General features: G+C 68.3%; 22 protein-coding genes. 10 read left to right on the top strand and 12 right to left on the bottom strand.

The annotated features are described in order from the left end of the window. Window positions 1–185: 185 nt before the first annotated feature. The 3 genes from E8A74_RS06025 to E8A74_RS06015 all read right to left on the bottom strand — a co-directional run bounded on the left by E8A74_RS06025 (window position 186) and on the right by E8A74_RS06015 (window position 3,523). Complete coding sequence (locus tag E8A74_RS06025) at window positions 186–692, bottom strand: hypothetical protein (protein ID WP_136927953.1); 507 nt, start codon at window positions 690–692, stop codon at window positions 186–188. 8 nt (window positions 693–700) lie between these two features. Next, window positions 701–2,161, bottom strand: coding sequence for a hypothetical protein (locus tag E8A74_RS06020; protein WP_136927952.1), 1,461 nt, complete (start codon window positions 2,159–2,161; stop codon window positions 701–703). A gap of 459 nt (window positions 2,162–2,620) precedes the next feature. After that, window positions 2,621–3,523, bottom strand: coding sequence for an NAD(P)-dependent oxidoreductase (locus tag E8A74_RS06015; protein ID WP_136927951.1), 903 nt, complete (start codon window positions 3,521–3,523; stop codon window positions 2,621–2,623). Between the two features lie 176 nt (window positions 3,524–3,699). On the opposite strand from E8A74_RS06015, the gene E8A74_RS06010 reads away from it, so the two are divergent. Beyond that, window positions 3,700–5,217, top strand: a complete 1,518-nt coding sequence (locus tag E8A74_RS06010) for a serine/threonine-protein kinase (protein ID WP_170228886.1) — start codon at window positions 3,700–3,702, stop codon at window positions 5,215–5,217. Window positions 5,218–5,283: 66 nt separating this feature from the next. Here the strand turns inward: E8A74_RS06010 and E8A74_RS51945 are convergent, their stop codons facing one another. Together E8A74_RS51945 and E8A74_RS05995 are read right to left on the bottom strand one after the other, a co-directional pair. Next, window positions 5,284–5,946: a hypothetical protein gene (locus tag E8A74_RS51945; RefSeq protein ID WP_170228885.1), complete on the bottom strand. Its 663-nt coding sequence runs from the start codon at window positions 5,944–5,946 to the stop codon at window positions 5,284–5,286. Between the two features lie 51 nt (window positions 5,947–5,997). Beyond that, entirely contained in the window at window positions 5,998–6,891 is an 894-nt protein-coding gene (locus E8A74_RS05995; protein ID WP_136927948.1) for an alpha/beta fold hydrolase, read from the bottom strand. Window positions 6,892–7,017: 126 nt separating this feature from the next. Here E8A74_RS05995 and deoC point away from each other — a divergent pair, with 126 nt between their 5' ends. The 6 genes from deoC to fmt all read left to right on the top strand — a co-directional run bounded on the left by deoC (window position 7,018) and on the right by fmt (window position 13,586). Beyond that, window positions 7,018–7,962 carry a deoxyribose-phosphate aldolase gene (gene deoC / locus E8A74_RS05990; protein WP_136927947.1) on the top strand — a complete coding sequence of 315 codons (945 nt, stop codon included), beginning with the start codon at window positions 7,018–7,020 and terminating at the stop codon, window positions 7,960–7,962. Window positions 7,963–7,974: 12 nt separating this feature from the next. Beyond that, window positions 7,975–9,513 (top strand): aldehyde dehydrogenase family protein, encoded by a 1,539-nt coding sequence (locus E8A74_RS05985; protein ID WP_136927946.1) that lies wholly within the window; start codon window positions 7,975–7,977, stop codon window positions 9,511–9,513. Window positions 9,514–9,620: 107 nt separating this feature from the next. Continuing rightward, entirely contained in the window at window positions 9,621–10,463 is an 843-nt protein-coding gene (locus E8A74_RS05980; RefSeq protein WP_136928015.1) for an aldehyde dehydrogenase family protein, read from the top strand. A gap of 588 nt (window positions 10,464–11,051) precedes the next feature. Further along, on the top strand, window positions 11,052–12,002 hold the full coding sequence (locus E8A74_RS05975) for an AAA family ATPase (protein WP_136927945.1): 951 nt from the start codon (window positions 11,052–11,054) through the stop codon (window positions 12,000–12,002). A gap of 7 nt (window positions 12,003–12,009) precedes the next feature. After that, window positions 12,010–12,636 carry a DUF3226 domain-containing protein gene (locus E8A74_RS05970; protein ID WP_170228884.1) on the top strand — a complete coding sequence of 209 codons (627 nt, stop codon included), beginning with the start codon at window positions 12,010–12,012 and terminating at the stop codon, window positions 12,634–12,636. Window positions 12,637–12,653: 17 nt separating this feature from the next. After that, window positions 12,654–13,586 carry a methionyl-tRNA formyltransferase gene (gene fmt / locus E8A74_RS05965; RefSeq protein WP_136927943.1) on the top strand — a complete coding sequence of 311 codons (933 nt, stop codon included), beginning with the start codon at window positions 12,654–12,656 and terminating at the stop codon, window positions 13,584–13,586. Between the two features lie 6 nt (window positions 13,587–13,592). Here the strand turns inward: fmt and E8A74_RS05960 are convergent, their stop codons facing one another. Further along, a complete protein-coding gene (locus E8A74_RS05960) occupies window positions 13,593–14,459 on the bottom strand; it encodes a formylglycine-generating enzyme family protein (protein WP_136927942.1) in 867 nt (288 codons plus the stop codon). A gap of 412 nt (window positions 14,460–14,871) precedes the next feature. On the opposite strand from E8A74_RS05960, the gene lon reads away from it, so the two are divergent. Beyond that, on the top strand, window positions 14,872–17,322 hold the full coding sequence (gene lon, locus E8A74_RS05955; protein WP_136927941.1) for an endopeptidase La: 2,451 nt from the start codon (window positions 14,872–14,874) through the stop codon (window positions 17,320–17,322). Window positions 17,323–17,625: 303 nt separating this feature from the next. Here lon and E8A74_RS05950 read toward each other — a convergent pair whose 3' ends face one another. Beyond that, complete coding sequence (locus E8A74_RS05950) at window positions 17,626–18,051, bottom strand: hypothetical protein (RefSeq protein WP_136927940.1); 426 nt, start codon at window positions 18,049–18,051, stop codon at window positions 17,626–17,628. Here E8A74_RS05950 and E8A74_RS05945 point away from each other — a divergent pair. Further along, on the top strand, window positions 18,050–18,718 hold the full coding sequence (locus E8A74_RS05945) for an FHA domain-containing protein (RefSeq protein WP_136927939.1): 669 nt from the start codon (window positions 18,050–18,052) through the stop codon (window positions 18,716–18,718). The two genes, E8A74_RS05950 and E8A74_RS05945, sit on opposite strands and share 2 nt — an antisense overlap. Window positions 18,719–18,778: 60 nt before the next feature. Here E8A74_RS05945 and E8A74_RS51940 read toward each other — a convergent pair whose 3' ends face one another. Together E8A74_RS51940 and E8A74_RS05935 are read right to left on the bottom strand one after the other, a co-directional pair. Then, complete coding sequence (locus tag E8A74_RS51940; protein WP_170228883.1) at window positions 18,779–20,038, bottom strand: hypothetical protein; 1,260 nt, start codon at window positions 20,036–20,038, stop codon at window positions 18,779–18,781. 92 nt (window positions 20,039–20,130) lie between these two features. Beyond that, window positions 20,131–20,739 carry a hypothetical protein gene (locus tag E8A74_RS05935; RefSeq protein WP_136927938.1) on the bottom strand — a complete coding sequence of 203 codons (609 nt, stop codon included), beginning with the start codon at window positions 20,737–20,739 and terminating at the stop codon, window positions 20,131–20,133. Window positions 20,740–20,888: 149 nt separating this feature from the next. Between E8A74_RS05935 and E8A74_RS05930 the strand changes: the two genes are divergently transcribed. Then, window positions 20,889–21,560: a hypothetical protein gene (locus E8A74_RS05930; protein ID WP_136927937.1), complete on the top strand. Its 672-nt coding sequence runs from the start codon at window positions 20,889–20,891 to the stop codon at window positions 21,558–21,560. 219 nt (window positions 21,561–21,779) lie between these two features. Here the strand turns inward: E8A74_RS05930 and tssG are convergent, their stop codons facing one another. The 3 genes from tssG to tssE all read right to left on the bottom strand — a co-directional run bounded on the left by tssG (window position 21,780) and on the right by tssE (window position 25,179). Continuing rightward, window positions 21,780–22,949: a type VI secretion system baseplate subunit TssG gene (tssG, locus tag E8A74_RS05925; RefSeq protein WP_136927936.1), complete on the bottom strand. Its 1,170-nt coding sequence runs from the start codon at window positions 22,947–22,949 to the stop codon at window positions 21,780–21,782. Next, window positions 22,913–24,682: a type VI secretion system baseplate subunit TssF gene (tssF, locus tag E8A74_RS05920; RefSeq protein ID WP_136927935.1), complete on the bottom strand. Its 1,770-nt coding sequence runs from the start codon at window positions 24,680–24,682 to the stop codon at window positions 22,913–22,915. The genes tssG and tssF overlap by 37 nt, the downstream gene beginning before the upstream one ends. Window positions 24,683–24,762: 80 nt before the next feature. Next, entirely contained in the window at window positions 24,763–25,179 is a 417-nt protein-coding gene (tssE, locus tag E8A74_RS05915) for a type VI secretion system baseplate subunit TssE (protein WP_136927934.1), read from the bottom strand. Between the last annotated feature and the right edge of the window lie 71 nt (window positions 25,180–25,250).

Genomic DNA, 25,250 nt, shown 5'->3' with positions numbered 1-25,250 from the left:
CGGCCGCCCGTGCCACCCGCGAGCGGGAAGCGCGGCTCCTGCAAACGTTGCTGCGGCGGCGGTCGTGGAGGTTCTTTCGCCACCGTTGCGATGGGCGCAGCGGACGACCTGCGCGACGCTCGGGCCCGAGGATACGCCGGGCTCAGATCTACAGGCCGTCCGCTACCCGTTACGCGTTGCCCACTTCAGTCGACGAGCTGCCCACCTGCATCGACCCACGCCTGCGCGTCCGCGCCGATGTACTCGACATACTTCGAATCACGCCGCTTCAACGATTTCTTGAGGGTCGTATGCACCATCCTCGCCCACTTCCGGAACGCCTCGCTCTTCTCCACCCACCCGCCGTCCGGACCATAAAACCCGTCGACGTAATACACGCGCCCTCTGCGCAGGATCTTCCCGTCGAAGTAGCAGCCGCTGCACTTGACCACGGGCGAAAATAGGTCGTCCGGGGTCCAATACCCCTGCTCGGGAACGTGGTGCATCACGATCTCGTTGAGGTCCTCGGGCCGCGCGAGGTATTTGCTCAACCACGGGTTGTCGGGCTCGGAGAAGTTCAGCGAGTCCACGACGCGTGGCGACGCCGAAGGCGATTCCCGGAGGAGGATGATGAAGTCCATCTTCTCCCGAAGCCGCTGCTCAAGCTCCGCCTTGTCCTTGGGCGTGAGGTAGAAGGCTGACTGATGTCCCATGATGCTCCTCACTTGTTCTTGTTGTAGGGGTGGAACATTGGCCGCCGCCTCTTCGCGCGTTCCACGTCGTCAAGCGCCTTTCGTTCACGCTCCACGGGCTGCCCGTCCTTCCTTTGCTTCCCGACCTGGTGGTATTCCACGGGCTGCCCCGTTTTCTTGTCAAGCCCAGCGACGTCCACGTAGCGGTTTTCCTTGTGGCCGCCCGGGGTTTTGACGTGATGTTCCGTGTCCGCTTCGAGCCCCCGCTTCTCGACATCCTTCGTGACCTCCTTGACCTTGTCCTGATGCGCCTCCCCGCCCTTCCTACCATTCGGATTCGGCACGCGCCTCTCATTCGCCGCCGCGCCCGCATTCGCCGGTGACGCCTCTCCCGCCGCCGCGCCATTTGGCTTCCCGCCGTTTGGCTTCCCGCCGTTTGGTTTCCCGAAGGGCCGCGTCTTGGTCCGGACCTTCGTCTTCGGCGCGGGCTGCGGCGGGCTCGCTCCCCCACCGCTCCCCGTGGACAACGATTGCCCGTTGTGCGTCCCGGCGGGCTTGGTCTTCCCGTCCTGAAAGTTCTTGTGCCTCTTATGGCAAACTCCCTGGAGGCACTCGTAGGCTCGTTCGAGCTGAGCCATCTCCTCCGGGGGCAAGCTCCAGTCGTCATATCGCCAGACTTCACCTCGGGGCACCTCCCTCGGCTCGGCGGGCACGGGCGCCTCGACCGGGCGCGGCTGGTTCTCCGCGACGATGGGCTTCGTGTCGCCCCGGCCCCGGTGGATGAGGAGCCTCGAGCAGGTCCGCCCGGCGGTTTTGCGACGCATTGGCGTCCGGCCCGGCTCTACGTACGCCGTGCAGCGACGCACCTCGACGCGCCTCTCCACCGCGGACGCGCCGCGCGGATTCGGTCGCGGCAACGGTTTCGGCGGCTCGTCCTTCCGGGCCTCGTCCTTCCGGGCCTCGTCCTCCTTTGTTTCGCCCTCCTTCTCCTTTGCCGCGAGCTTCTCCGGCGCGGGTGGCGGCGGCGGTGGTTTGTCGCAGGGTAGATCCTGGAATGCAATCCCTAAAAGCCTTCGGCTCTCGGGCGGCGCGCTGGCATCAAGAATGAAGATGGCCTTGGCCTCGCGGCTCTCCAAAAGCGCGTCGAGCGGCAGGGACGTCGTTCGAGGTGTTCCGTCCCCGCGATCGTACCAATAACGCGCATTCGGATCGACCTGGGGATGGCGCCGGCATATACGGAACAAGCGCTTTCCGCTCGGCGTCGCCTGCGCCCACGTCTGCGTATGCGCAGGCGTCGCGCCGCACCCGAGAAGCAATGCCGAGACGCAAAAAGCGCCGAGCACCAGAAGCCCAAGCCGAAAGAACCGCAGCAGCGCCGCGCAAAAACGCCCCTTCCCTTCATCCTCCCCAAACGACCACAAACACCCAGGCAACACGACGCCCGATGCCGCGACGACGAGCGCCGCGACGAGACAATCTCCTCGTCTCATTGGAAGGCCCCTCCTGTGATGAGCTGTGGCCTATCTATCCGGAGGACAAATGGGTCCTGCAAGACAAATCACGAGCTGGGCGGACCTTGTATGTCCGGGGTCGGACCCCTTCGCCGCCCCTCGACCCGGACCAGGCACAGCCCGGACCGAGGTTCGAAAACCTGCGCGGTGCGCAGGTTTTCAAACAGCTTGACGAAGAATCCAGGTTGCCAGTAGGAGCCGCAGCGCGGCTGTCTCGGTCGCGCAACGCCGTTGCTGGTCTTGACCGGGCCTGCCATGAAAATCGGGCCCGAGTTTCATGCGAGGGGGCGGGCCAGTTGGCCCATGGGGTCTGTTCGATGAACTGCGCATCGCGCCGTTCATCGAGCTTGGGTCCAGCCCCTGGCTGGTCCGGGTCCAGGGGTGGACAACCCCTGGTCGGGTCCGGGGTGAAACCCCGGCGCTACGCAGCCAACCCCCTCACGCAATGCGATGCATCAATGGCTCCCCCTCCCGCAACCGCTTCACGTTGCCGGCGACGATGTCGGCGATTCGGGCGAAGGCCTCTTCGGTGGAGCCGGCGACATGAGGGAGGACGACGACGTCGTCGCGACGGTAGAGCGGGTCGTTGGGGTCCCACGGCTCTTCCCAGAACACGTCGAGCCCGGCGCCGCCGAGCTTGCCTGCCTCCAGGGCGTGGAGGAGGGCGCCTCGATCCACGATCGGGCCCCGCGCGACGTTGACCAGCAGGGCCCCGGGCTTCATGCGCGCGAGAAAGGCTTCGCCGACGAGGCCCCGTGTCTTTGGCGTGAGCGGGCAATGGATGCTGATCACGTCGGCGCGGGCGGCGAGATCGAGCATGTCTTCTTGGGACGTGGCGCTGCGCGCCGCGAGGATGCGCATGCCGAGGGCCTCGGCGATCCGGGCGAGGGCTGTGCCGGAGCGGCCGAGGCCGAGGATGCCGAGGGTGCGGCCGGCGAGCTCGATGCCGAGGGGCGCGCCGATGGAGCGTTCGGCGAAGGCGCGGCGCGCGCGGGGGAAGCGGCGCGCGAGGGCGAGGATCAAGAAGAGCGCGGCTTCGGCGACGGATTGCCCGTTCGTGCCGGGGGCGTTGCATACGGGGACGCCTCGGGCGCGCGCGGCGGCGAGGTCGATGCCCTCCGTCCCGACGGCGGGTTGCTGGATGAGGCGGAGGTGGCGCGGCGCGGCGATGACGGCGGCGTCGAGGTGTGCGTTGGACGGCAGGAGGATGTCGGCGTCCTCGACTTGGCCGGCGAGGGGCAGGCGCGGGTCCCAGATGCGCAGCGTGATGCCGGGGGGCAGCCGCGCGCGGATGGCGTCGACGATGGGGAACCAGCCCGTGCCGCAGAAGACGATGTGCACCGGGGACCGTTACCGCCGTCGTGGCGCGGGCGCACGTGTCGAGGACGGGGGCGGGCGTGCGCCTGCCGTGTGTGGAAAAAGATACAGGCTTTTCCGTACCTCGGCCGACCGAGTTCGCGGAGGAGGCGTAACCTTTTGCCGGTTCGCCGTCGGTTTCCGTTAGCATGGTCGATCGTATGGATTTGGCTCCGGGCTCAATCATCGCGGGACGGTACCGGGTCGACGCGCGTGTCGGCGCGGGCGGCATGGGCGAGGTGTGGGCCGGTGAGCACCTCGCGATCGGCATGAAAGTGGCGATCAAGACGCTGCTCGCTGCTGCTGCCTACGATCGCGAGGTGGTCGCACGTTTTCGGCGCGAGGCGAACCTGCTCGGCCGCATCCGGAGTGATCACGTCGCGCGTGTCGTGGACTTCGTCGAGGACCCGACCGTCGGGCTCGTGCTCGTCATGGAGTACATCGAGGGCCAGCCGCTCTCGAAGGTGCTGCACCAGCGAAGGCTCTCCGTCGAGGAGGCGATCGACGTCGGATGCGACGTGGTGGATGCGCTCGGCGATCTGCACCGCGCGCACGTCATCCATCGCGACATGAAGCCCGGCAACATCATGATGGAGCCGACGCCGAACGGGAAATCGCGCGCGATCATCGTCGACTTCGGCATGGGCCGCATCGAGTCGGGCGCGGGCGAGGATCTCGAGCAGACGAACTTGACGCGCGCGGACATGGCGCTCGGGACGCTCGAGTACATGGCGCCCGAGCAGATCCTGAACTCACGCGACGTCACGGCGGCTTCCGATCTCTACGCCGTCGGCGCGATGCTCTACCGCGCGATCGCGGGGCGCCACATCTTCGGCGACGCGCAGGACGCCGAGCTCGCGCGCGCCAAGTTGATGACGGACGCGCCGGCGCTGCAGACGGGCCGGAACGATCGGATCTCGCAAGGGTTCGTCAATGTGGTGATGCGCGCGGTCCAGCGCCGCCCGCAGACGCGTTACCAGAAGGCCGAGGACATGCTGAACGAGCTGCGCGCGCTGCAGGACGCGGTGCGCGCGATGGCCTTCGAACAAAGCGCGGCGAGGCACCTCATCGCGCCCGCGAGCGTCGCGAACCCCCGGCCCTCGCAGACGTCGTATCCGGGCTACGCCGCGACGCAGACGCCCATGCCGTATGCGCAGCCGCAGCAGCCCGCGCAGGCGCAGTCCGCGATGATGCCGGCGCAGGATCGGCCCTCGCTCCCGGGCGGGCCGACGTCGAGGCCGAGCGCGACCTCCGCGCCGATCTCCCTCCCCATGGTGGCTCCGCGCCGCGGCATGTCCCCCGCGGCCGTCGTGGGCCTCGTGTTCCTCGCGCTCGCGGCGGGCGTGGGCGGAGCGGCGTTCTTTTTTCTGAACGCGCGGCCCTCCGAGCCGCCGAACAAAACGTCCGCTGCGACGCCGCAAGCGCCCGCGCCGAGCGCGGCCCCTGCGCCGACGCCGAGCGTGGTCGCGCCGGCGCCGTCCGCGGCGGCGTCGAAGTCGGGCGAAGGCGGCGACGGCCTCGAGGTCGAGCCCGCCGCGACCACGCCGCAGCCGACGCCGAGCCAGAAGCCTGCCGGGACGCTCGGCGGTGGCGCGTCTTCCGCGAAGCCGTTCGGCGCGGGCAGCACGAAGGCGCCTGCGACGGGCACGGCGCCGAACGTCAGCAAGATCCAATTCTGAGAGGTTTGTCCGCTCCACCGGGGCCCCTCTCCACGGCGTGGAGAGGGACCGGAGAGGGCGCCTCGATCAGTTGCCGTCGTTCGAGCAGGCGAAGAACTGCGCGCCGCAGCCGTTCGATGACGTGTCGAGCAGGCAGCTCTCGCACGCGGATGCGGGGACCTGGCTCGACATACACGCCTCGCCGCACACGGACGTGCAGGTGCCGAGGCACTTGCAGTCGGTGAAGGCTTCGTAGAGCGGGACGGACGCGGGGCAGAGCTCGGGCGGCATGTCTTCGAGCATGAACTGCTTGCACGACGCGCACGTCGAGCCGCCGCCGGAGCCTCCCACGCCGCCGGATCCGGCCGCGCCGCCGGCGCCCGCTGCGCCGCCGACGCCGCCGCCGCCGACGCCCACCGCGATCGAGGTCCCGGGTGGGAACGGGCCCGGCTCGGGGGCGCAGCTTCCGAAGCCCGAGCTGTCCTCGGTCACGTCGTAACAGCAGGTGTCGCCCTCGAACGCGCCCTCGCTGTTGACCGCGGTGATGTTGGTCGAGCAGAAATCGCCCTGGAAGAAGTCGAACGCTTCACCCTGCGAGGGGCACGCGCCTTCGAGCTCGGTCCAGTAGAAGCAGGCGCGATCGCTCCCGCATCCGGAGCTCGACACCGTGAGGAGCAAGCCGGTCGCGAGCGTGAGCGAGAGGAAGGGGAACGTCCGCGAAGAAAAAGAAAAGAAGCTCGGCTTTCGCATGCGTTCAGCGTGGCGCTTCGCGCTCGAAAATTCAATCGGGGGAGGCGCGGGTCAACGCGGCGAGGCGGGCCGGCCCTCAGGCTGCGTGGCGAAGAAGCGCAGCAGGCGTTCGGCGAGGGTCTCGGGCGCGGTCCAGTGCATCATGTGGCCGGCGTCGGCGAGGTCGATGTGCAGCGTGCTCGGGATGCAGGCGAGCCGCTCGGCCTCGTCGGGCAAGCGCAGGCCGTTCACGCCGCCGCTCACGTAGAGCGTGGGCGCCGTGATGCGGCGGAGGAAGCACTTGAAGGACTCGAGGTGGAAGGGGACCGGCGCCGTCGTACGGTGCATCGAGTCGTAAGCCCACGACAAACGGCCCGAGTGGGTGCGCGTGAGCAGGCGCGCGCGGCTCTCGAGGATCGCGCGGGAGACCTGCGGGTGCCTGCGCGCGAGGCGATCGAGGGCCTCGTCGAAGGAGCCGACGGGGCGCGGGGTGCGATCGAGCGAGCGCATGTCGTCGAGCCACGTGCGCATGCGATCGACGGCCGTGCTCGGCTCGGAGGCGGGCGCGCCGAGGCCTTCGAGCAGGACGAGCTGGTCGACGCGCTGGGGCCTCGCGCCGGCGAAGAGCGCCGCGATCGTGCCGCCCATCGAGTGGCCCACGAGGGCGAGGCGCTTCGGCGCGAGGATGTCGAGCAGCGACGAGAGATCGCTGACGTAATCGGGGAAATGGTAGTAGCCACCGGCGCCGACGGAGTCGCTCTCGCCGAACCCGCGCAGGTCGGGGGCGAGGACGTCGTGCCCCGCGCGCGCGAGGGGCTCGGCCACGAGATCCCACGTGGCGCCGGAGTCCAGGTATCCGTGGAGGAGCAGGACCGTCAGGCCGCTCGGGCGGGCGCTGGCGGGCTGGAAGCGGTGGATGTAGAGGCGGATTCCATTGACGAAGACGAGGCCCGACCCGCTCTGCACCTTGCCACCCTTAGCAGGGATGCCGCGGCGCGGATAGTTCTGCTAGCGTCCCGCGAAAGCAGGCAGAGGGGGCTCGCCCGGACAAGCCGGGCCTTGCCCCCGCATCCAATCCCCGGAGGCCGGTCGATGGCTGCAGAAGGCGGCAATGGCAAGGGCGCGGCGGGGCCGAGCGGGGCGCGGACGTACCCCGACTTTTCGGCGCCCACCGTGGACAAGGTGATGGTCGAGGAGCGCGCGGCGGCCCTCGGCAAGCGCAGCATCAAGAAGGAGACGAAGGTCGCGGGGCTCTTGCTCTCCATCGCGATGATGGATCTCACGACCCTCGAAGGGAAGGACTCGCCGGGCAAGGTCACGCAGCTCTGCCAGAAGGCGATGCGGCCCCACGCCTCGCCCGAGGTGCCGCCGTGTGCTGCGATCTGCGTGTACCCGAAGCTCGTCCCCGTGGCGAAGCATGCGCTCGCCGGATCGAGCGTGAAGGTCGCGAGCGTGGCGACGGCGTTCCCGAGCGGGCTCTCGGCGCTCGACGTGAAGCTCGAGGACGTGCGGCGCGCGGTCGCGTGGGGCGCGGACGAGATCGACATGGTCATCGATCGCGGCGCGCTGCTCGCGGGCGAAAAGACGCGCATCTTCGACGAGATCGCCGCGACGAAAGAGGCGTGTGGACAAGCGCACCTCAAGGTGATCCTGGAGACGGGCGAGCTCGGCACGTATGACCTCGTGCGCGAGGCGAGCCAGATCGCGATGCTCGCGGGCGCGGACTTCATCAAGACGTCGACGGGCAAGGTCACGCCGGCCGCGACGCCCGCGGTGACGCTCGTGATGCTGGAGGCGATCCGCGATTTCTTCTACGCGACGGGCAAGCGCATCGGCATGAAGCCGGCGGGCGGCATCCGCACGGCCAAGCAGGCGCTGCATTACCTGGTGCTCGTGAAGGAGACGCTCGGGGACGCCTGGCTCACGCCGGATCTCTTCCGCCTCGGCGCATCCACGTTGCTCAACGACGTGCTCATGCAGCTCGAAAAAGAGCGCACGGGCGCCTACCAGTCAGGCGATTCCTTCAGCAAGGACTGAAGAGGAGACACGATGACCGCCAAGGAAACGATCGCCCCTGCGACGAACGGCGAGACCCACGCGGCCCCGTCGTCGCCGGCTCGCCCAGCGCACGGCGCCGCGCTCGAGTTCGGCAAAGCGTGGACCTATGCGCCCGCGCCCGAGGCCGCGGATCACGTCCGGATCGACCCGCGTTACGAGCTCTTCATCGGCGGCAAGTGGGTCGCGCCGTCGTCGGGCAAGTACTTCGACACCGTGAGCCCTTCGACCGAGCAGAAGCTCGCCGAGGTCGCGGAGGGAAATGAGCGCGATGTGGATCTCGCCGTGAAGGCGGCGCGCGTCGCGTACGAAAAATACTGGTCGAAGCTCTCCGGGATCGAGCGCGGCAAGTACATCTACCGCATCGCGCGGGTGATCCAGGAGAAGGCGCGCGAGCTCGCCATCGTCGAGACGATGGACGGCGGCAAGCCGATCAAGGAGTCGCGCGACGTCGATCTGCCGCTCGTGGCGGCGCACTTCTTTTATTACGCCGGCTGGGCCGACAAGCTCGCGTACGCGTTCCCGGGTCGCTCGCCGCGCCCGCTCGGCGTGGCGGGGCAGGTGATCCCCTGGAACTTCCCGCTGCTCATGGCCGCGTGGAAGCTCGCGCCCGCGCTCGCGGCGGGCAACACGTGCGTGCTCAAGCCCGCGGAGACGACGCCGCTCACGGCGCTCTTGCTCGCGAAGATCCTCGAGGAGTGTGATCTGCCGCCGGGCGTGGTGAACATCGTGACGGGCGCGGGCGCGACGGGCGCGGCGCTCGTCGCGCATCCGGACGTGGACAAGGTCGCGTTCACGGGATCCACGGACGTCGGCAAGCGCATCCAGAAGGCGCTCTCGGGCACGAAGAAGAAGCTCACGCTCGAGCTCGGCGGCAAAGCGGCGAACATCGTGTTCGCGGACGCGCCGCTCGATCAGGCGGTCGAGGGGATCATCTCGGGCATCTTCTTCAACCAGGGGCACGTCTGCTGCGCGGGCTCGCGCCTGCTCGTGGAGGAGGGCGCGTTCGAGCCGCTCCTGCGAAGGCTCCGTGATCGCATGCAGACGCTGCGCGTGGGGGATCCGCTCGACAAGAACACGGACGTCGGCGCGATCAACTCGAAGATGCAGCTCGACAAGATCCGCGAGCTCGTCGACGCGGGCGAGCGCGAGGGCGCGACGCGCTTCTCGACGCCGTGTGAGCTGCCGGCGCGGGGCTACTGGTTCGCGCCGACGCTCTTCACGGGCGTGTCGCAGTCGCACCGCATCGCGCGCGAGGAGATCTTCGGGCCGGTGCTCGCCGTGATGACCTTCCGCACGCCCGACGAGGCGGTCGAGAAGGCGAACAACACGATGTACGGCCTCAGCGCGGGCGTCTGGACGGACAAGGGCTCGAAGAGCTTCTGGGTCTCGCAGAAGCTGCGCGCGGGGGTCGTCTGGGCGAACACGTACAACAAGTTCGATCCGAGCTCTCCGTTCGGCGGTTACAAGGAGAGCGGCTTCGGCCGCGAGGGCGGCCGGCAAGGGCTCTTGCCGTATCTCGAGGTGGACTGATGGCGCGCGCGAAGGACAAGGAGACGGCGGGGGCGCCTGCCCGTGCAGACGAGCGCGAGAACGGGTTCGTCCCGCCCGCCCGTTTGTCGGTACGCAAGGCGTACAAGATGCTCGTGGGTGGGCAGTTCATCCGCTCGGAGTCGGGCAGGTACATGCAGGTGGCGGATCCGATGAGCCTCGGAGGGACGAAAGAAAACGTGCCGTGGGCGTCCCGCAAGGACGTGCGCGACGCGGTCGTCGTGGCGCGCGGCGCGTGGGACGGCTGGGCCGGACGCACGGCGTACAACCGCGGGCAGATCCTCTACCGGCTCGCGGAGATGCTCGAAGCGCGGCAGGGCGAGCTCGCGCGCGCGCTCGAACGTGGCGGCCTCGAAGCGTCGCGCGCGGCGGCGGAGACGGCGGCCGCGATCGATCGCGTGGTCTCGTACGCGGGTTGGGCGGACAAGTACCAGAGCTTGTTTTCGAGCCTGAACCCGGTCGCGGGGCCGCACTTCAACTTCACGGTGCCCGAGTCGATGGGCGTGGTCGGCGTCGTGGCCCCTGCGCGGCCGGCGCTGCTCGGGCTGCTCGGCGCGGTGTTGCCGATCATCACCGCGGGCAACACGGTGATCGTGCTCGCGAGCGAGGCGGATCCCCGCACGGCGCTCGTGCTCGGGGAGGCGCTCGCGACGAGTGATCTGCCGGGCGGCGTGATCAACGTGCTGACGGGCCGCGCGGCCGAGCTGCTCCCGCACCTCGCGAAGCACATGGAGGTGGCGGCGCTCGATCTGCACGAGGTGGCGCCGGAGCTCGCGCGCAAGGCGGAGGAGGCGGCCATCGGGAACGTGAAGCGCGTGCGGACGCGATCGATCGACGAGGCGGCCTGGTTCGACGCGGACAGCGCGACGAGCCCGCGCTGGATCGAGCGCTTCGTCGAGATGAAGACGATCTGGCATCCCTCGGGCGTGTAGCCGACGCCGTCCTCTCTTTTTCCCCCTGCACAACTCCCGTTTGCACACGTGATCCCGGCCGCGTGACCGAGACGCGGCCACGCTTGCGCCGAACGCAAAGCGAAGGAACCGCGCGCGAGGGGGGGCCTGCGTGCGTGGAAATCGACCGAAGCCACGTGCAAGGGGGTGCTTGCACGCGTTGAAAAGCAGCCAGCGACGTTCGAACCGCGTGTTTCAACGCGTGCAAGCACCCCCTTGCACACCGATGGGCCGCGCTCACGCGCGTGCAAACGCCTCCGTGTCGTGTGCGGATGCCGGTTGCATCGCGTGCAACCGACCCCTTGCAGCCGCGAGGACCGGTTTGCACACGTGCAGACGTGGTCTGCGGAGCGGGGAGCCTCGATTGCAACGCGTGCAAGACACACCTTGCAGAGGCGCGTGGGGGTTTGCATCGGGGATCCCTCGGTCGGGCGCCGGTACGCTGCGTTTTGCAGGGGTGTTCCGCGGCTCTTGTCCGACGAGGGCGGAGGCTCGTCAGGACGTTTGTTGCGCTCGGCAGGCGCGGGGCTTGCCGCTGGGCGGGTGAACGGGCAAGGAACGACGAGGCGCATGTTCCAGTCCATCGAGATCGAACAGTTTCGCGGGTTCTCCCGGCTCGCCTTGAGCGATCTCGGCCGCGTGAACCTCGTCGTCGGGAAGAACAACACGGGGAAGACGTCGCTGCTGGAGGCGATCACTGTGCTCGCCGACCCTGCCACGATGGGGGATCTGCACGGACTCTTCCGAACGGGGGGCGGAGTACCGGACGCTCGCTTTTACCATTGGCTCCCGAAGCATGGCGCTGACGTGGAGACGGTGCTCCGGGTGACGTCGCCCGGACAAAAGCGAAGGCGTGTCTTCGTGGCAAGGAAGGACCGGCTTTTGTCCAGCGAAGGGGACAAACTCGACTCCTTCTACCGGGGCAATTCCCTGTACGGTTGGTGCACGGCGGGGGTTCTTCGTCTTCGCGTGCACGCTGTTTCCGTCCAGCATCGTGTGCCCGATGCGATGGTCGATGCCTTCGCCGAGGCTGTACGAGCACCGGAAGACGAGCAACAGCTCGAATCCCTCCTCGGCGCTGTGGACTCGCGTATTCGCTCGGTGCGCCTCGATGCTGTCGCTGCCAAGCCGTTCATCGTCGTCGATGTCGGCCTGCGTGAGCGCATTCCCCTCTCGCAGGCTGGCCAGGGCATCTATCGCCTCGTCGCGATCTTCTCCGAGTTGCTCGGTCGCAAGCCGGACATCTGCTTCATCGACGAGATCGAGAACGGCATCCACTACACCGCGCTCCCCACGGTCTGGAAGGGTATCGCCGAGGTCTCCGAACGCCTCGGCATCCAGGTCTTCGCGACGACCCACTCCCGCGAGTGTCTCGTCGCTGCGCACGAGTGCTTCGCCGCGCGGGATAGCTACGACTTTCGCGTGATCCAGCTCTATCGCCTGGGCGACGTGGCCGATGGACGCACACTCGACCGCAAGCACATCGAAGCGGCCATCGCCGCAGAGATCGAGCTTCGTTGAGATCGTGATGGCCAATCACATGCATGACGAGAATAAGGCGAGCCGAGTGCTGATCGTCGAGGGTAAGGGTGATCTTCCGTTCTACGCCGAGGTTCTCGAGTGGATTGGAAGGCCCATCGACTGGGCCTTCATCAAGCCCATGAACGGCAAGCGCGATGTGATCGCCAAGCTTGAGACGTACCTTCGTCCGGATTTTCTCGCCGCGAAAGCATCCATCGGCGTGGTCGTCGATGCAGATGAGACGTTCTCTGGGACATGCAAGTCGCTCGAAACGGCGCTGAACAAGATCACGAAGCAGGACGTCCGTCACGGTCAGTGGACCGCAGGACCACCCCGCATCGGGCTCTTCGTCGTCTCGGGCGACGGCAGCACCGGCGAGGCCGAGTCCCTCGTCTGGCGAGCGTGGGCGAACGACCCTGAGAATGCGGGGCCCAGGCGGTGCGTCGAGACGTACCTCGCCTGCATGGACGGCCAAGGTCATCGGGCAAAGAGTCCCGACAAGGGACGCATCGGTGCGCTCCTTTCCGTACTCAGCGACGAGGATCCTCGCCTGGGCCCTGGAGCGAGGGATCGCGTGTTCGATTTCTCCCGTCCCGAGTTCCACCCCCTCATCGACTTCCTCCGCCGCCTCTGAAGCGCTACACCCCGCCCGTGCGCGCCCTCTTCTTCGGCACCCCCGCCATCTCCGTCCCTGCGCTCGATGCGCTCCACGCGATCGCTGAGATCCCGCTCGTCGTTTGCCAGCCCGATCGCCCGGCCGGCCGCGGCCTCGAGCTGCGCGCGCCGCCCGTCAAGCAGCGCGCCCTCGAGCTCGGCCTGCGCGTCGAGCAACCACTCAAGGTCAAGACACCGGACTTCGCGCGCCTCATCGCCGAAACGAACGCCGACGTCGCGCTCGTCATCGCGTACGGCCGCATCTTGCCGAAGGCCGTACTCGACGCGCCTCGCCGCGGCTGCATGAACCTGCACGCCTCGATCCTGCCCAAGTACCGCGGCGCAGCCCCGATCACCTGGGCCATCGTGAACGGCGAGCGCGAGACGGGCGTCTGCCTCATGCAGATGGACGAGGGCATGGATACGGGCCCCGTGTACACCACGCACCGGATCCCGATCGGCGAGGACACGACCGCCGACGAGCTGTACGTCGAGCTCGGCGCGCTCGCGGCGCAGGTCGTGCGCGAAGATCTTTTGCGCGCGGTCTCCGGGGACCTCGTCGCGGCGCCGCAGGATCACGCGGCGGCCACGATGGCGCCGATGCTGGAGAAGGAGCACGGCCGCATCGATTGGTCGAAGCCCGCACGCGCCGTGCACGATCACGTCCGCGGCATGACCTCGTGGCCCGGCGCGTTCACGACGTGCGCAGGCAAAGGGCTGAAGGTGCTCGCCACGCGCGTGGCCCTCGAACAAGGTGTGCGCGGCGCGCCCGGCACCGTCACGGCCGCAGACAAAGGGGGCGTGGAGGTCGCGTGCGGCGCAGGCTCGATCACGCTCGTGCGCGGGCAACTCGAAGGACGGAAGCCTCTGTCCGCGCAGGAGCTCGTCGCCGGTCGTGCCCTCACGAAGGGCATGATCCTCGGCGCTTGATCCTCTCTACCCCGCGCGCTTCTTGCGCTTCTTCTTCGCCGGCTTGGGCTTCGCCTCGCCGCTCTCGTCCTTCGCGGTGTCGCCGCCGTCCTGGGCCTTCGTCGTGTCGGAGAGCTTGCCGGGGTCCGCGCAGCAGCGGAAGCCCGTCTCGTAGAACGTGAACGTGGGCTCGTGCGCGTCGTTCGTCCCGCGACAACCCGTCCACGGCTTCGCCCAGAACCCGCCCATGAGCGCGCCCGGGAATTTGCGTCCGGGCCGCGTCGCCACCCACTCCTCGACGTTGCCCATCATGTCGTAGATGCCGAAGGGCGAGACGCAGCTCAGGTACGAGCCGCTCGTCGACCCTTGCCAGAGCTTTTCGAGCTCCTTCTTTTCGTCCTCGCCGCCGGCCGCGAGCGCCCGCGCGTCGAACGGGCGCCAGGCCTTGTCGCTGTTGCATTGCGTCCGGTTCACCTGCCAGCCGTACGCGAGGGGCCTGCGCTCGCCGCCCTCACACGCGAGCTCCCATTCCTGCTCGCTGCACACGCGCTTGCCCCGCTGGCCGCACCAGCGCTCGGCCATGCGGAACGACTGCATCACGAGCGGGCGCGCGCCGCGCCGGTTCGGCGCCTCGAATTGATCCATGCAGACGCGGACGTCCGTCCGCGCCCCTTCTTCGCCCGTCAGGCCCTCGAAATACGCAAAACAATGCGTCGTCTTCGCGTCCTTGCGAGGGTCGGTGCAGAGGTGCTGGACCTCGTCGGCGTGCGTACCCGTGACGAGGCGCATGTCGCTCGGGCACGCGGGGGTCGGGCCTGGATCGAGCGAAGGCGCTGCGGGGACGTGCAGCAGGAAGGCAGCGAGGGACAACGTCGCGACGACCGGATCGAGCAAGCAGCGGCCTCCAGCTAAGGAAAAGGCTGCCCGCGCCCGCCCGCCCGTGTCGTTTCGTCGAGGCGGCCGAGCGGAGGAGCAGCCTGCGCCCGGGCGCATGGTACCTGCCCGGGACGTGGGCGCTAGCCGTGGCGGGCTCTTCAAAACCTCGGAGAAGGCCCTACGGCACCCCCCCGGCCCCCGAGAGCGGATGAAATCTCCCGCAGAGGCCTGGCATGGCGCGTGCGTCGTGTCTACGTTGACCGCCGCCTCCGAGACCCCGTTCGGGCGCTGCTTGCTCCACGGGCCTCGGGAGGACACATCAAACCGATTGACGCTATTCGTGAGCTGGCCTCTGTAGGGTCCAGCAAGTGCCGCCGATGCCGGTCGGAGCTGCTCCCGTCCCGGGTAGCTTCGCAGAGGAGATCGTCTCATGTCGGAAAAGAAAAACCCGCCCAGTCAGCCGCGTTCCGAGGAGGAGGTGGTCTTCGGCGACGAGCTGCCGGTCCTCCCCATTCGCAACGCCGTGCTGTTTCCGGGAGCGGTCGCGCCGTTCGACGTGGGCCGTGAGAAGAGCGTCGCCCTCGTCGAAGACGTCGACAACCTTCCCGGGCCGGTGATCGCGATCTTCGCGCAGCGGGATCCGTCGACGGACGATCCCGCGGCCGAGGATCTTTATCCGGTCGGTTGTGCGGCCCGCGTCCTCAAGGCGCTGAAGCACAGCTCCGGCAACTACTCGCTCATCCTCCAGGGCCTGACGCGGATCCGTCTCGAAGGCGTGGTCACGTTGTCGCCGTACATGAAGGCGAAGATCCGTCGCATCGACGAGCCCGCGACGGAGGACGTCGAGGCCGAAGCGCTCGCGATGAGCCTGCGCGACATCGCCAAGCAGGTCATCCAGTTGATGCCCGAGCTGCCGCGCGAGGCGGGCTCGCTCATCGACTCGATCCAGGCGCCCGGCGCGCTCGCGGATCTCGTGGCGGCGAACCTCGACGCGCCCGTCGAGGAGAAGGCGCAGCTCATCGAGACCGTGGACGTGAAGGAGCGCATCCGGAAGGTGCTGCGCCTGCTCACGCGCCAGCTCGAGATCCTCAAGATGCGCGAGCGCATCAACTCCCAGATCAAGGAGGAGATGGGCAAGAACCAGCGCGAGTACGTGCTGCGCCAGCAGCTCAAGGCGATCAAGGAGGAGCTCGGCGAGGACGACGGCGATCAGGGCGATCTCGACGGCCTCGAGGATCGCATCTCGAAGGCGAATCTGCCGACGGAGGCGGAGACCGTCGCGAAGAAGCAGCTCAAGCGCCTGCGGACGATGCAGGTGGGCTCGGCCGAGTACACCGTGGTCCGGACCTACCTCGACTGGATCCTCGACATCCCGTGGACGCAGTCGACGACGGACAACCTCGACATCGCGGCGGTGCGCAAGGTCCTCGACGAGGATCACTACGGCCTCGAGAAGGTGAAGAAGCGCATCCTCGAGTACCTCGCGGTGCGCAAGCTGAAGCAGGACAAGAAGGGACCGATCCTCTGCCTGCTCGGGCCTCCCGGCGTCGGCAAGACCTCGCTCGGGCGCAGCATCGCGCGCGCGCTGGGTCGGAAGTTCCACCGCGTCTCGCTCGGCGGCGTGCACGACGAGGCGGCGATCCGCGGCCACCGGCGCACCTACGTCGGCGCGCTGCCCGGCCAGATCATCCAGGGCATGAAGAAGGCGTCGACCGTGAACCCGGTCTTCATGATGGATGAGGTCGACAAGATCGGGCACGACTTCCGCGGCGACCCGTCCGCGGCGCTGCTCGAGGTGCTCGACCCGGAGCAGAACAACACGTTCGCCGATCACTACCTCGAGATCCCGTACGACCTGTCGCACGTGATGTTCGTGGCCACGGCGAACACGGCCGATCCGATCCCGCCTCCGCTGCGCGACCGCATGGAGATCCTCGAGATCCCGGGCTACACGCGCCGCGAAAAACTCGCGATCGCGCGGCAGCACCTCCTGCCGAAGCAGCTCTCGGATCACGGGCTCACGCAGGAGCAGCTCGAGATCACCGATCGCGCGCTCGAAGAGATCATCGATCGGTACACGCGCGAGGCGGGCGTCCGCTCGCTCGAGCGCCAGATCGCGAGCGTCATCCGCGGCGTGGCCGTGAAGGTGGCCGAGGGCGAGACGCAGAAGCGTCGCGTCGACAACGAGGACGACCTGCACGAGTTCCTCGGCGCGCCGAAGTACACGAGCGAGGTCGCCGAGCGCACGGCGGACACGGGCGTGGCCACGGGCCTCGCGTGGACGAGCGTGGGCGGCGAGATCCTCTTCATCGAGGCGACGCGCATGTACGGCACGGGCAAGCTCCAGCTCACGGGGCAGCTCGGCGACGTCATGAAGGAGAGCGCGCAGGCGGCGCTGTCGTTCGTCCGGACGAATGCCTTGAAGTACGGCATCCCGAAGGACTTCCTCGACAAGAGCGATCTGCACATCCACATCCCCGCGGGCGCGATGCCGAAGGACGGTCCGAGCGCGGGCGTGACGATGTTCACCGCCCTCGTCTCGCTCCTGACGGGCCTCAAGGTCCGGCACGACGTGGCGATGACGGGCGAGATCACGCTGCGGGGTCGCGTCCTGCCGATCGGCGGCCTCAAGGAGAAGGTGCTCGCGGCGCACCGCGCGGGGATCAAGCGCATCATCGTCCCCGAGCGCAACCGCGCGGACCTCGAAGAGGTGCCGAAGGAGGTCATCGACGAACTGCAGTTCTTCTTCGCGAGCCGCATGGAGCAGGTGCTCGAAGCGGCGCTCGAGTCGATGCCGCAGCCGACGCCGGAGGGGACCGAAGAGGCGCGCGACGGCGAGAAGAAGGACGCCGAGAAGCAACCCACGGCCAGCAGCAACTGACGCGGGTTTGTCCGAAATGAACCTCGGGGGTGGTGCTTCGCGCGCCGCCCCCGATGTCTTTTGTGGCGCCTTTCCCAGGCTCGCCGGACGTTCGCGGAGCGGGAGACCCGCGGGGGGCCAAAAATGTTAGTGTGGCGGGCGGATGAAGCCCTGTCCCAGTTGTCAGTGGATGCTCAAGGACACGGACACGGTCTGCAACATGTGCGGAGCGTCCGTGGGAGGAGGCGCGGGAGCACCGGCGCCGCCCCCGATGGGTGGAGCGGGGGCCTACGCGCCTCCGGGACCCCCAGGGATGGGCGGCGGTTACCCGGCGCCCCCGCCGAAGATCAACGCAGGCGGGATGTCGCCGCCGTCGCCCGTCGCGCCCGGCGCGTATCCGCCGCCGCCGATGGCCGGCGGCGGGATGCCGGCCGCGAGCGCGTTCTCGTCGGCCGAGGTCGACGATAGCCCGATGCGCTCGCCCTGGGCGCGTGAGGCGCCGAAGCCCGCGCCGCAGCAGCCGATGGGCGCGCCGCCCGGGATGCCCGCGGCGCCGCAGTTCGGCGCGCCGCCCGCGCCGGCGCCCGGGGCAATGCCCTTCGGCCAGGCGCCGCTCGGCGCGCCGCCGATGGGGGCGCCGCAGATGCCCGGCGCGCCATCGTTCGGACAACCGCCGATGGGACAGCCGATGGGGCAACCGATGGGGCAGCCGATGGGGCAGCCCGCGCCTTCGTTCGGCAATCCAGGCATGTCCGCGCCGCCGATGGCGGTGCCGCAGATGGCGCCGCAGATGGCGCCGCAGATGGCGCCGCAGATGGCGCCGCAAATGGCGCCGCAGATGGCCGTGCCGCCGATGGTCCCGCAAGGCGGCATGGGCGCGATGCCCGCGGCGCCGCCGCGCCTGACGGGGCCGGGTCAGCTCGGCGGGGTCGCGCCGCCGCCGATGGTGGCGCCGCCGCCGATGATGTCTCCGGGCGGGCTGGGAGGCGGGCTCGGGCAGCCGCCGATGGTCGCGCCGCAGATGGTCTCGCCGGGCTCGCTATCGGGGCCCGCGGGCGCGCCGCCGGCAGCGGTGGCGCCGTCGGGGCAACGCGTGCTCGTCGGCTTCCTCGTGACGTTCCAGAACGATCCGGGCGGGAGCTTCTGGGCGATCCACAGCGGCCGCACGCAGCTCGGCCGGAGCGGCGGGGACAGCGGCGTGGACATCGCGGTCTCGGACGGGAGCACGTCGTCGCGCCACGCCACGATCCACGCGGATCCCGCGACGGGGCAGGCGTTTGTCGAGGACGACAACTCGCGCAACGGGACGTTCTTGAACGAGCAGAAGCTCGTGCCCGGCGATCGCCGCCAGCTCCGCGACAACGATCGGCTGCGCCTCGGCAGCACGACGTTTGTCGTCAAGCTCTTGGTGTCCTGAAGAGAATCGAGGGGGCCGCGCGCGTGGGGCGAACGTGCTCCACGCGCGTGGTGTTGCGTTTCAGGGATTGCCGCCGCCTGCGCCGCCTGCGCCACCGGCACCGCCCGCGCCGCCCGCGCCACCGGCGCCGTCCGGGCCCGCGTCAGGCATCGTGCACGAACCCGCATCGGCGTCGGTTCGGCACCGCTTCTCGCCCATCGCATCGGTGACGCAGAGTCCGACGGCGCAGTCCGCGTTGACGAGGCAGGTCTGGCATTCGCCGCAGAGGGCGCCGCAGACGACGCCGCAGTCGACGTCGCCCTCGATCGCGTCCTTCTTCCCGTTGGCGCACAGGGGGTTCTTCTCGCACTTGAGGATCCCCGTGGCGTCCTTGGCGCAGTTCCGGGAGGCGCAGTCGGCGTTCACCACGCACCGCTGGCCCTCCGCACAACCGATGCCGCAGATCGCGCCGCAGTCGAGCGAGGGTTCATCGGGATCTTGCATGCCGTTCGAGCACGTTGCAGACGCACCGGGAACAGCGCACTCGAAGTACTCGACCACGACCGGCTGCGCGCCGCTCAGCGGCGTCTTCTCGTCGGTCGGCATCTCGGTCGTGCTCGGCGGGTAAAACACGCGGAACCGCACGAAGCCGTTCACGCCGACGCTGCCCGCGTTCGAGAGGAGCTCGGCGCGCGGCATGAGCTGGTCGTAGTCCTGCTCGATCGCCTGATCGCCGTCGCACTTGGCGAGCTGCAGCCGGTTGAAGCGATGTGTCTCGCCGCTCGGGCACTTCGTATCGATGAGCTCGCGCTCCGTGATGGCCTTGACCGAGAAGGAACCGCCGCAGAGCTGCTGCTCCGAGGAGCAATCCACGGCGCCCGCGTCGCCCGTGCCGCCGTCGGGGAGGGAAGGATCCGACTCGATCGAGATCGCGAACGCCCCATCCGCGCCAACAGCGCCCGCGCCGCACAACGTCGCGTTGCCGTTGACGATCGCAAACGAGGTGGTCGTGACGGGGAACTCGGCGACGTCGAGCGGCGGATCGAAGATGACCTGTCCGCCGGCCGGGCTATCGAACACGCAGAGGTCGAGTTTGTCGCGCTTGAGGAAGCTGCCGCGGCGCGGAGAGGGCTGCGCCGGATCGTTGGGCGGGATGTTCAGGTCGGTGATGACCGCACCACACTGGTCCGTCACCTCCTGGGCGAACTTGCGGTAGCAGTTGTTCGGGTCTCCGAGCCAGCCGCAGAGATCGTCGAGGTTGTCGGGGGGGCTGCAGGCGGCGAGGTACGCGCCGATGGCGGTCGGGATGGCGGTGAGGGCGAAGGCGAGCCGGAAGCGCATGCGCCGAGTTTACGTGAACGACACGCGTCCGGACTACATCCGCGCGCGTCCTTCCCGTCTCGCGCTCTTTGCGCGGGGGGAGGGCGGTTCGATCAGAGCTCGGTGTACGGGCCCGGGACGCCGTACACGTCGTCGGTGCCCGAGTACGCGAACATGCCCCAGCAAACGAGCTTGTGCTTGAGCGCGAAGGCGACGGACTCGGAGAGGCCCGTCTTCGGCGCGAGGACCGCGAGGTTCGAGCGGCGCACCCCCCACCAGCCCGGGCCGTGATCGAGCAGCGACTCCTGCAGATCCCGCGTGGCCGCGAAGTGGTCGTCGAGGACGGCGAGGCGGAGCCGGAGGAACTGCTGCGGCTCCCCCTCCTTCTTCTCGCCCGTGGGGAAGTCGAACCAGTAGAGGTTGTCGCGCGCCTTTTTCGGCTCGATCTTGAGGCCCTGGGTCTCCAGGAACCGCGCGAAGTCCTCCGGCCCGAGCCGCTGCGTGACCGGGTGGGTGTCGACTTCCTTGCAGACCTCGTCCTTGATGACGAAGCCGTTCAGCGAAATGCTGGGGTCCGCCTCGCCCTCCGGCGTCGTCACATGCTCGTCCGGCGAAGGCAAATCGCTCGGATAGTCGATGCCAGCCTCGAGCCCGACGCAGCCGAAGCCGCCGAGCGCGAGGGCGAGGGATAGAAGGACGCTACGTTCTGCGAGATACGTCACGGTGCACTCCCCAGGCGTCGCGCGAGCGACGTCGGACCTGGCATCAGCATTGTCCACAGCCGCCCCGATCATTCAACGGTCTCGGCGAGAAGGCCAAACTCATGAGCGATCATTTGGCCCCGCGACCAGGGTATCCTAAGTTAACCGTGATGAGGCCCGTCGACCTCTCTTTGCCCGCCCTCCGCTCTGTTCGCCGCCTGGCCTTCGTGCTGGGCGCGATGACGCTGCCTATCGTCTCGCTCGGCTGCGGTGGCTCGCCCACAGCGCCCCAGCGAGACGACGTGTTCTACCTGCACGGCAGCGGGGTCATCGACAAGAACCAGAGCTACGAAGTCTACTTCCCGAAGCTCAACGCCGACGAGAACGAGCGCCTCCCGCGCCGTGTCGGCGTCGGCGTGCTCGACGGGGACGTGCGGCTCGCGCGCCCGATCGACTGGTACGTGCGCGACGCGGACTACTCGCCGGGTCAGCGCTTCATCTCGTACCAATCGCCGCGGCAGTTCCTCTTCTCGATCTACGAGCGGATCGATCACCCCGAGGACACCTGGCCCGACGTGATGAAGCGCTACGAGCGCGACTGCGAGGACCAAGGCGCGCAGATCCTCGCCGGCCGCATGCCGGTGGCGACGGCGAACGCGCAAGCACGAAGCTACATCGTGAAGACGAAGGTGCCCGCGAAGCCGGCGTACCATTCGTACGCGCACGAAGTTTTGATCCGCAGCGACCATCGCCTCCTGCTCGTGCAGGTCGTTCACGGCGAGAACATCGAGTCGGTCGCCGACGAGATGGCGACCGCGCTGCGCAGCATGCTCGTGTACTGAGAGACGCCCTCACCCCCATCCCCCTCTCCCTCGCGGGAGGGGGCAGGAGCGCTCGAAGCTTTCCGCGTTCCCTCGCGGGAGAGGGGGCAAGAGCGCCGATCCGGAAGAGCTTTCCGCCCGAACCCAGCGGGGGGTTCGGGCTCGAAGCTTTCATGCCGAACCCAGCGGGGGGTTAGGGGGGCAGAGGAAGGACTGCGAAGCAGTCCGACCGGAGCCCCCCTAGTAGGGAAGAGGCGGCGGGTCGAGACGCTCTTCTTCTTCTTCGTCGCCCTGGCCCGTGCGCTGCGGTTTGTCGTTGAGGGGGACTTCGATCACGAAGTTCTGCCCCACGGGGCCGCCGAGCCACGTCGTGCGCGCGAGCGTGGATGCGCGCGGGGACGCGAGCTGGAAGCGCGGCGCGTCCTCCGTCGCCACGTGCAGCTCCAGCATCGCGTCACACGCGCCGCGCGTCAGCGTGTCGACCGCCGCCTTGAGCACCGCGCGGTTCGAGCCGCCCGGCAAGAACGAGATGTACTCGTCGTACTTCAGCGGCCCGAGCTTGATCTTGAAGCGCCCCGTCCCGTCGTAGACCCATCGGCCGATGGTCAGGCTCTCGCCGAGCTGATGGTTCGCCACGCCCATCTTGTTGCGCAGCGGCTTCTCGAGCAGCGTCCAGTGTCCGACGAACTGCTCGATGTCCACGCCCATGCTGCCGAAGATGTCCTTCAGCACGACCTCGAGCCCGCGCGCGCTTCGGGACTTCGTCGCGAGCAGGGGCGCGTAACGCAGGTAGAGGAACCGGTGCAGCGGGCTCTTGTGCTCGCGGAATCCATCGATGCCCGCCGCGCAGAGCAGGCGCCGCGTGAAGGGATCGTCGCCCTTCTTCCGGTAGCCGACCGAGTGCCGGTACTTCGTGAACGCCCGGTAAAACAGCGAGAGCAGGCGATGGTTGAAGACGTCGAGGAACTCGCGCTTCGGCTGCGGACCGCCCTGGTAGTCGTCCTGCGCGAGCTCCTCGACGTAGTACGTCGGCAGCGGCGAGACCGAGCCGTAGAGGCCCATGAAGCCCGCCGTGATGCGCGCGCGATCGATCTCGTCGGGGTACTTCGTGGACTTGAGCTCGCTCACGTCCGTCGAAGCGAAGATCAGGCTCGTGTCCCCGCGCAGGCGGATGCGCTCCGTCGCCACGGGCCCGAGCTGGCCGACGGGCGCGCTGCCCGGGAAGAGGCGCTCGAGGATGTAGACGAGCCGGAAAAACGAGTAGCGCCGCGCGCTGTGCTCGAGTTCGGCCATCTTGGCCGAGATCATCGCCTTCGCCTGCCGCTCGGGATCGAGCGACGGCGCGAACGCGGCGTCGGGGTTCGGCCCGCCGCTCAGATCAGGTTGAGGCTGCCGCTCTTCGGCTCCCATCGATAAACCACGCGCGTATTGGTGCCGGTGACGCTGAGCTGCGTGAAGGAGTTGAGCGAGACGTACGCCGCGAGCATCTCGTTCAGGATGCTCGCGAAGAGATACATCTCGCCTTCACCCGCGAAGCCCCCTTCGTCGAGCTCGACCTCCGTCGCCACGCCGCGCACGGGCGCGCCGCGGTAAAGCCGATCCGTGGGGCGGACGCGGATCGACTTGATCGCCTGCATGCGGAGCTGGTTTGCCCGCGCCGCCTGACGATCGATGAGCGCGGGGAAGTTGTAGATTTCGAGGACCGATCGCAACACGTCGAGCTCCGTGATCGATCGATAACTCATCGCCATGTGCGAGAGCACGCGCCACTGCAGCTCGCGGCCCATCGGCGGAGGCAAGGGCGCGGTCACGCCCGTGACGTTCGTGAAGCTCGCGACCGCGGGCGACGTCGCCGTCGGCACACGCAGATCGCCGACCTTGAGCTGCGCGGGCAAACGCCGGTTCGTGCACGTCGCCTCGATGCTGATGACGTCGAACTCCGGGATCGACGCGCCATCCTGCGCCGAGCCGAACGAGACGTAGATGTCGACGCCGTCGCCGATCGACGCGGGCTTGATGTGCGTCTGGTAGAAGACGCCGCGCGCCGATGCTTCCGGATCGAGCTCGTGCTCGAACGAGAAGAACGGCGGGATCTTCACGCGCTGGCTCGTGCGCCGCGCGATGCCGATCACGCTCTCGATGCTGTAGAGCTCGTACGCGACGGGCGTCGAGCCGGCGGGGCGCGCGAGGTACTCGTACTTGCTTGGATCGGGCTTGATGGGATCACTCGAGTGCTCGAAGAGGTTCACGACCGGCGAGCAGAAGAGCCGGAAGTTCTCTTTCGAGAGGCGTGTCCCCGCGGGCAACCCGTCCTTGAACTGGATCAGGATCGCGAACCGGTCGGAGAGTTTGTCCGCCGGCATCGCTTCGAGTCCCTGGATCTCGAAGAACGCGAACTTCTGCGGGAGCGTGAAGTACTCCTGCAAGAGCCGGAAGCCCCCGTAGACCGTGGGCGGGTAGGGGATCAGCGCCTCGTCCTCTTCGAACCCGACGAGTTTTACGTTGCGCGCGGGCAAGGTCGCGAGCGTCGTGTCGCGGCCCGCGCCGTCGACCGCGCAGAGCGCGATGGAGTCGACGTGCGCGCCGAGCCAGACGCGGACGTCGTCCTGGAGCCTCCGCTCGCCGTGGATGTAGAAGCGGATCTTCGAGAGCGCGAGCGCCGCGAGCGCCGCGCCGCCCGTCACCTTCACCTCGATCCGGAGCGACTGCGCGAGCTGCGCGCCGGTCTCGACGCGCACGTCCTCCACCGTGAGCGGCAAGAGCTCCACGTCTTGCGTGGTGCGGAACCGGCACGAAACGCCGTCGACGGGCACCGAGCCGACCTCGGCGTGCCGCGCGACGATGAGCTTCTCGCGCACCACGTTCGGCAGCGGCGTGAACTCCACGATCGACGTCGCCGGGATCTGCCGCAGGTAGTGCGGGAAGAGCAGCGACGCGACCGAGTGGATGACCTCGGGCAGCTCATCATCGAGCTTTTGCCGGATCTTCCCCGTGAGGAACGCGACGCCTTCGAGCAGCCGCTCGACGTCCGGATCTGCCCCGCGCTCCGCGAGCATCGGCGCGATCGCGGGGTACGCCTGCGCGAACTCGCGCCCGAGCTCGCGCAGGTAGGAAAGCTCGTCCTGGTAGTACTTGTTGAACATGAGGCCCGACGCCGAACAGTCGACCGTTCCAGAGAGGCAGTGTCAACGATCGTGAAGAGGTCCGCGCTTCCGCGAACCGATCAACCGACCTTGACGTTGCCGCTCTGATCCACCGAGGTGCTGAACCGCAGCCCCGAACGGCGTCCGTCCGGGTAATGGAGCTGCCCCGTGATCTCGAACTCGAGGTACATGGTCCCCATGACCTCGTTCTTGATGTGCCGGACCTGCACGTTCTTCAGGCGCGGCTCGTACTGCTGAATGCTGTTCTTGATGGCGCGCTGCACAATCCCGACCGCGTCGGGGAAATCGTGCAGCATCTCCGACACCTCGATCAGCCCATAATCGGGGCAGGTGAGCGAGCTGCCCTGCCGCGTGTTCAGCATCCGCGCGAGGTGCGTGATCACCGCCTGCTCGAGATCCTGATCCTTCCACGTATGCCTCTCCATCGAGTGCGGGTTGGCCGCATGGGCGATGCGCGTGAGCAGGGAGGCAGCCATGGGAGCATTCTACCCCTCGCCCCGCTCGACCAGAAGCCCCCAAACCCCGGCCGCGCTCTCCCGTCTCGCAG

The sequence above is a fragment of the Polyangium fumosum genome (assembly GCF_005144585.1).
Lineage (GTDB): Bacteria > Myxococcota_A > Polyangia > Polyangiales > Polyangiaceae > Polyangium > Polyangium fumosum.
This window is presented reverse-complemented; position numbering and strand designations above follow the sequence as displayed.

Bases quoted from the DNA above. Each gene is read 5' to 3' on its own strand.
- E8A74_RS06025 (WP_136927953.1), bottom strand. From the start codon at position 692: ATGGGACATCAGTCAGCCTTCTACCTCACGCCCAAGGACAAGGCGGAG.
- E8A74_RS06020 (WP_136927952.1), bottom strand. From the start codon at position 2,161: ATGAGACGAGGAGATTGTCTCGTCGCGGCGCTCGTCGTCGCGGCATCG.
- E8A74_RS06010 (WP_170228886.1), top strand. From the start codon at position 3,700: ATGGATTTGGCTCCGGGCTCAATCATCGCGGGACGGTACCGGGTCGAC.
- E8A74_RS51945 (WP_170228885.1), bottom strand. From the start codon at position 5,946: ATGCGAAAGCCGAGCTTCTTTTCTTTTTCTTCGCGGACGTTCCCCTTC.
- deoC (WP_136927947.1), top strand. From the start codon at position 7,018: ATGGCTGCAGAAGGCGGCAATGGCAAGGGCGCGGCGGGGCCGAGCGGG.
- E8A74_RS05985 (WP_136927946.1), top strand. From the start codon at position 7,975: ATGACCGCCAAGGAAACGATCGCCCCTGCGACGAACGGCGAGACCCAC.
- E8A74_RS05980 (WP_136928015.1), top strand. From the start codon at position 9,621: ATGCTCGTGGGTGGGCAGTTCATCCGCTCGGAGTCGGGCAGGTACATG.
- E8A74_RS05975 (WP_136927945.1), top strand. From the start codon at position 11,052: ATGTTCCAGTCCATCGAGATCGAACAGTTTCGCGGGTTCTCCCGGCTC.
- E8A74_RS05970 (WP_170228884.1), top strand. From the start codon at position 12,010: ATGGCCAATCACATGCATGACGAGAATAAGGCGAGCCGAGTGCTGATC.
- lon (WP_136927941.1), top strand. From the start codon at position 14,872: ATGTCGGAAAAGAAAAACCCGCCCAGTCAGCCGCGTTCCGAGGAGGAG.
- E8A74_RS05945 (WP_136927939.1), top strand. From the start codon at position 18,050: ATGTCCGCGCCGCCGATGGCGGTGCCGCAGATGGCGCCGCAGATGGCG.
- E8A74_RS05950 (WP_136927940.1), bottom strand. From the start codon at position 18,051: ATGCCTGGATTGCCGAACGAAGGCGCGGGCTGCCCCATCGGCTGCCCC.
- E8A74_RS51940 (WP_170228883.1), bottom strand. From the start codon at position 20,038: ATGCGCTTCCGGCTCGCCTTCGCCCTCACCGCCATCCCGACCGCCATC.
- E8A74_RS05930 (WP_136927937.1), top strand. From the start codon at position 20,889: ATGAGGCCCGTCGACCTCTCTTTGCCCGCCCTCCGCTCTGTTCGCCGC.
- tssG (WP_136927936.1), bottom strand. From the start codon at position 22,949: ATGGGAGCCGAAGAGCGGCAGCCTCAACCTGATCTGAGCGGCGGGCCG.
- tssF (WP_136927935.1), bottom strand. From the start codon at position 24,682: ATGTTCAACAAGTACTACCAGGACGAGCTTTCCTACCTGCGCGAGCTC.
- tssE (WP_136927934.1), bottom strand. From the start codon at position 25,179: ATGGCTGCCTCCCTGCTCACGCGCATCGCCCATGCGGCCAACCCGCAC.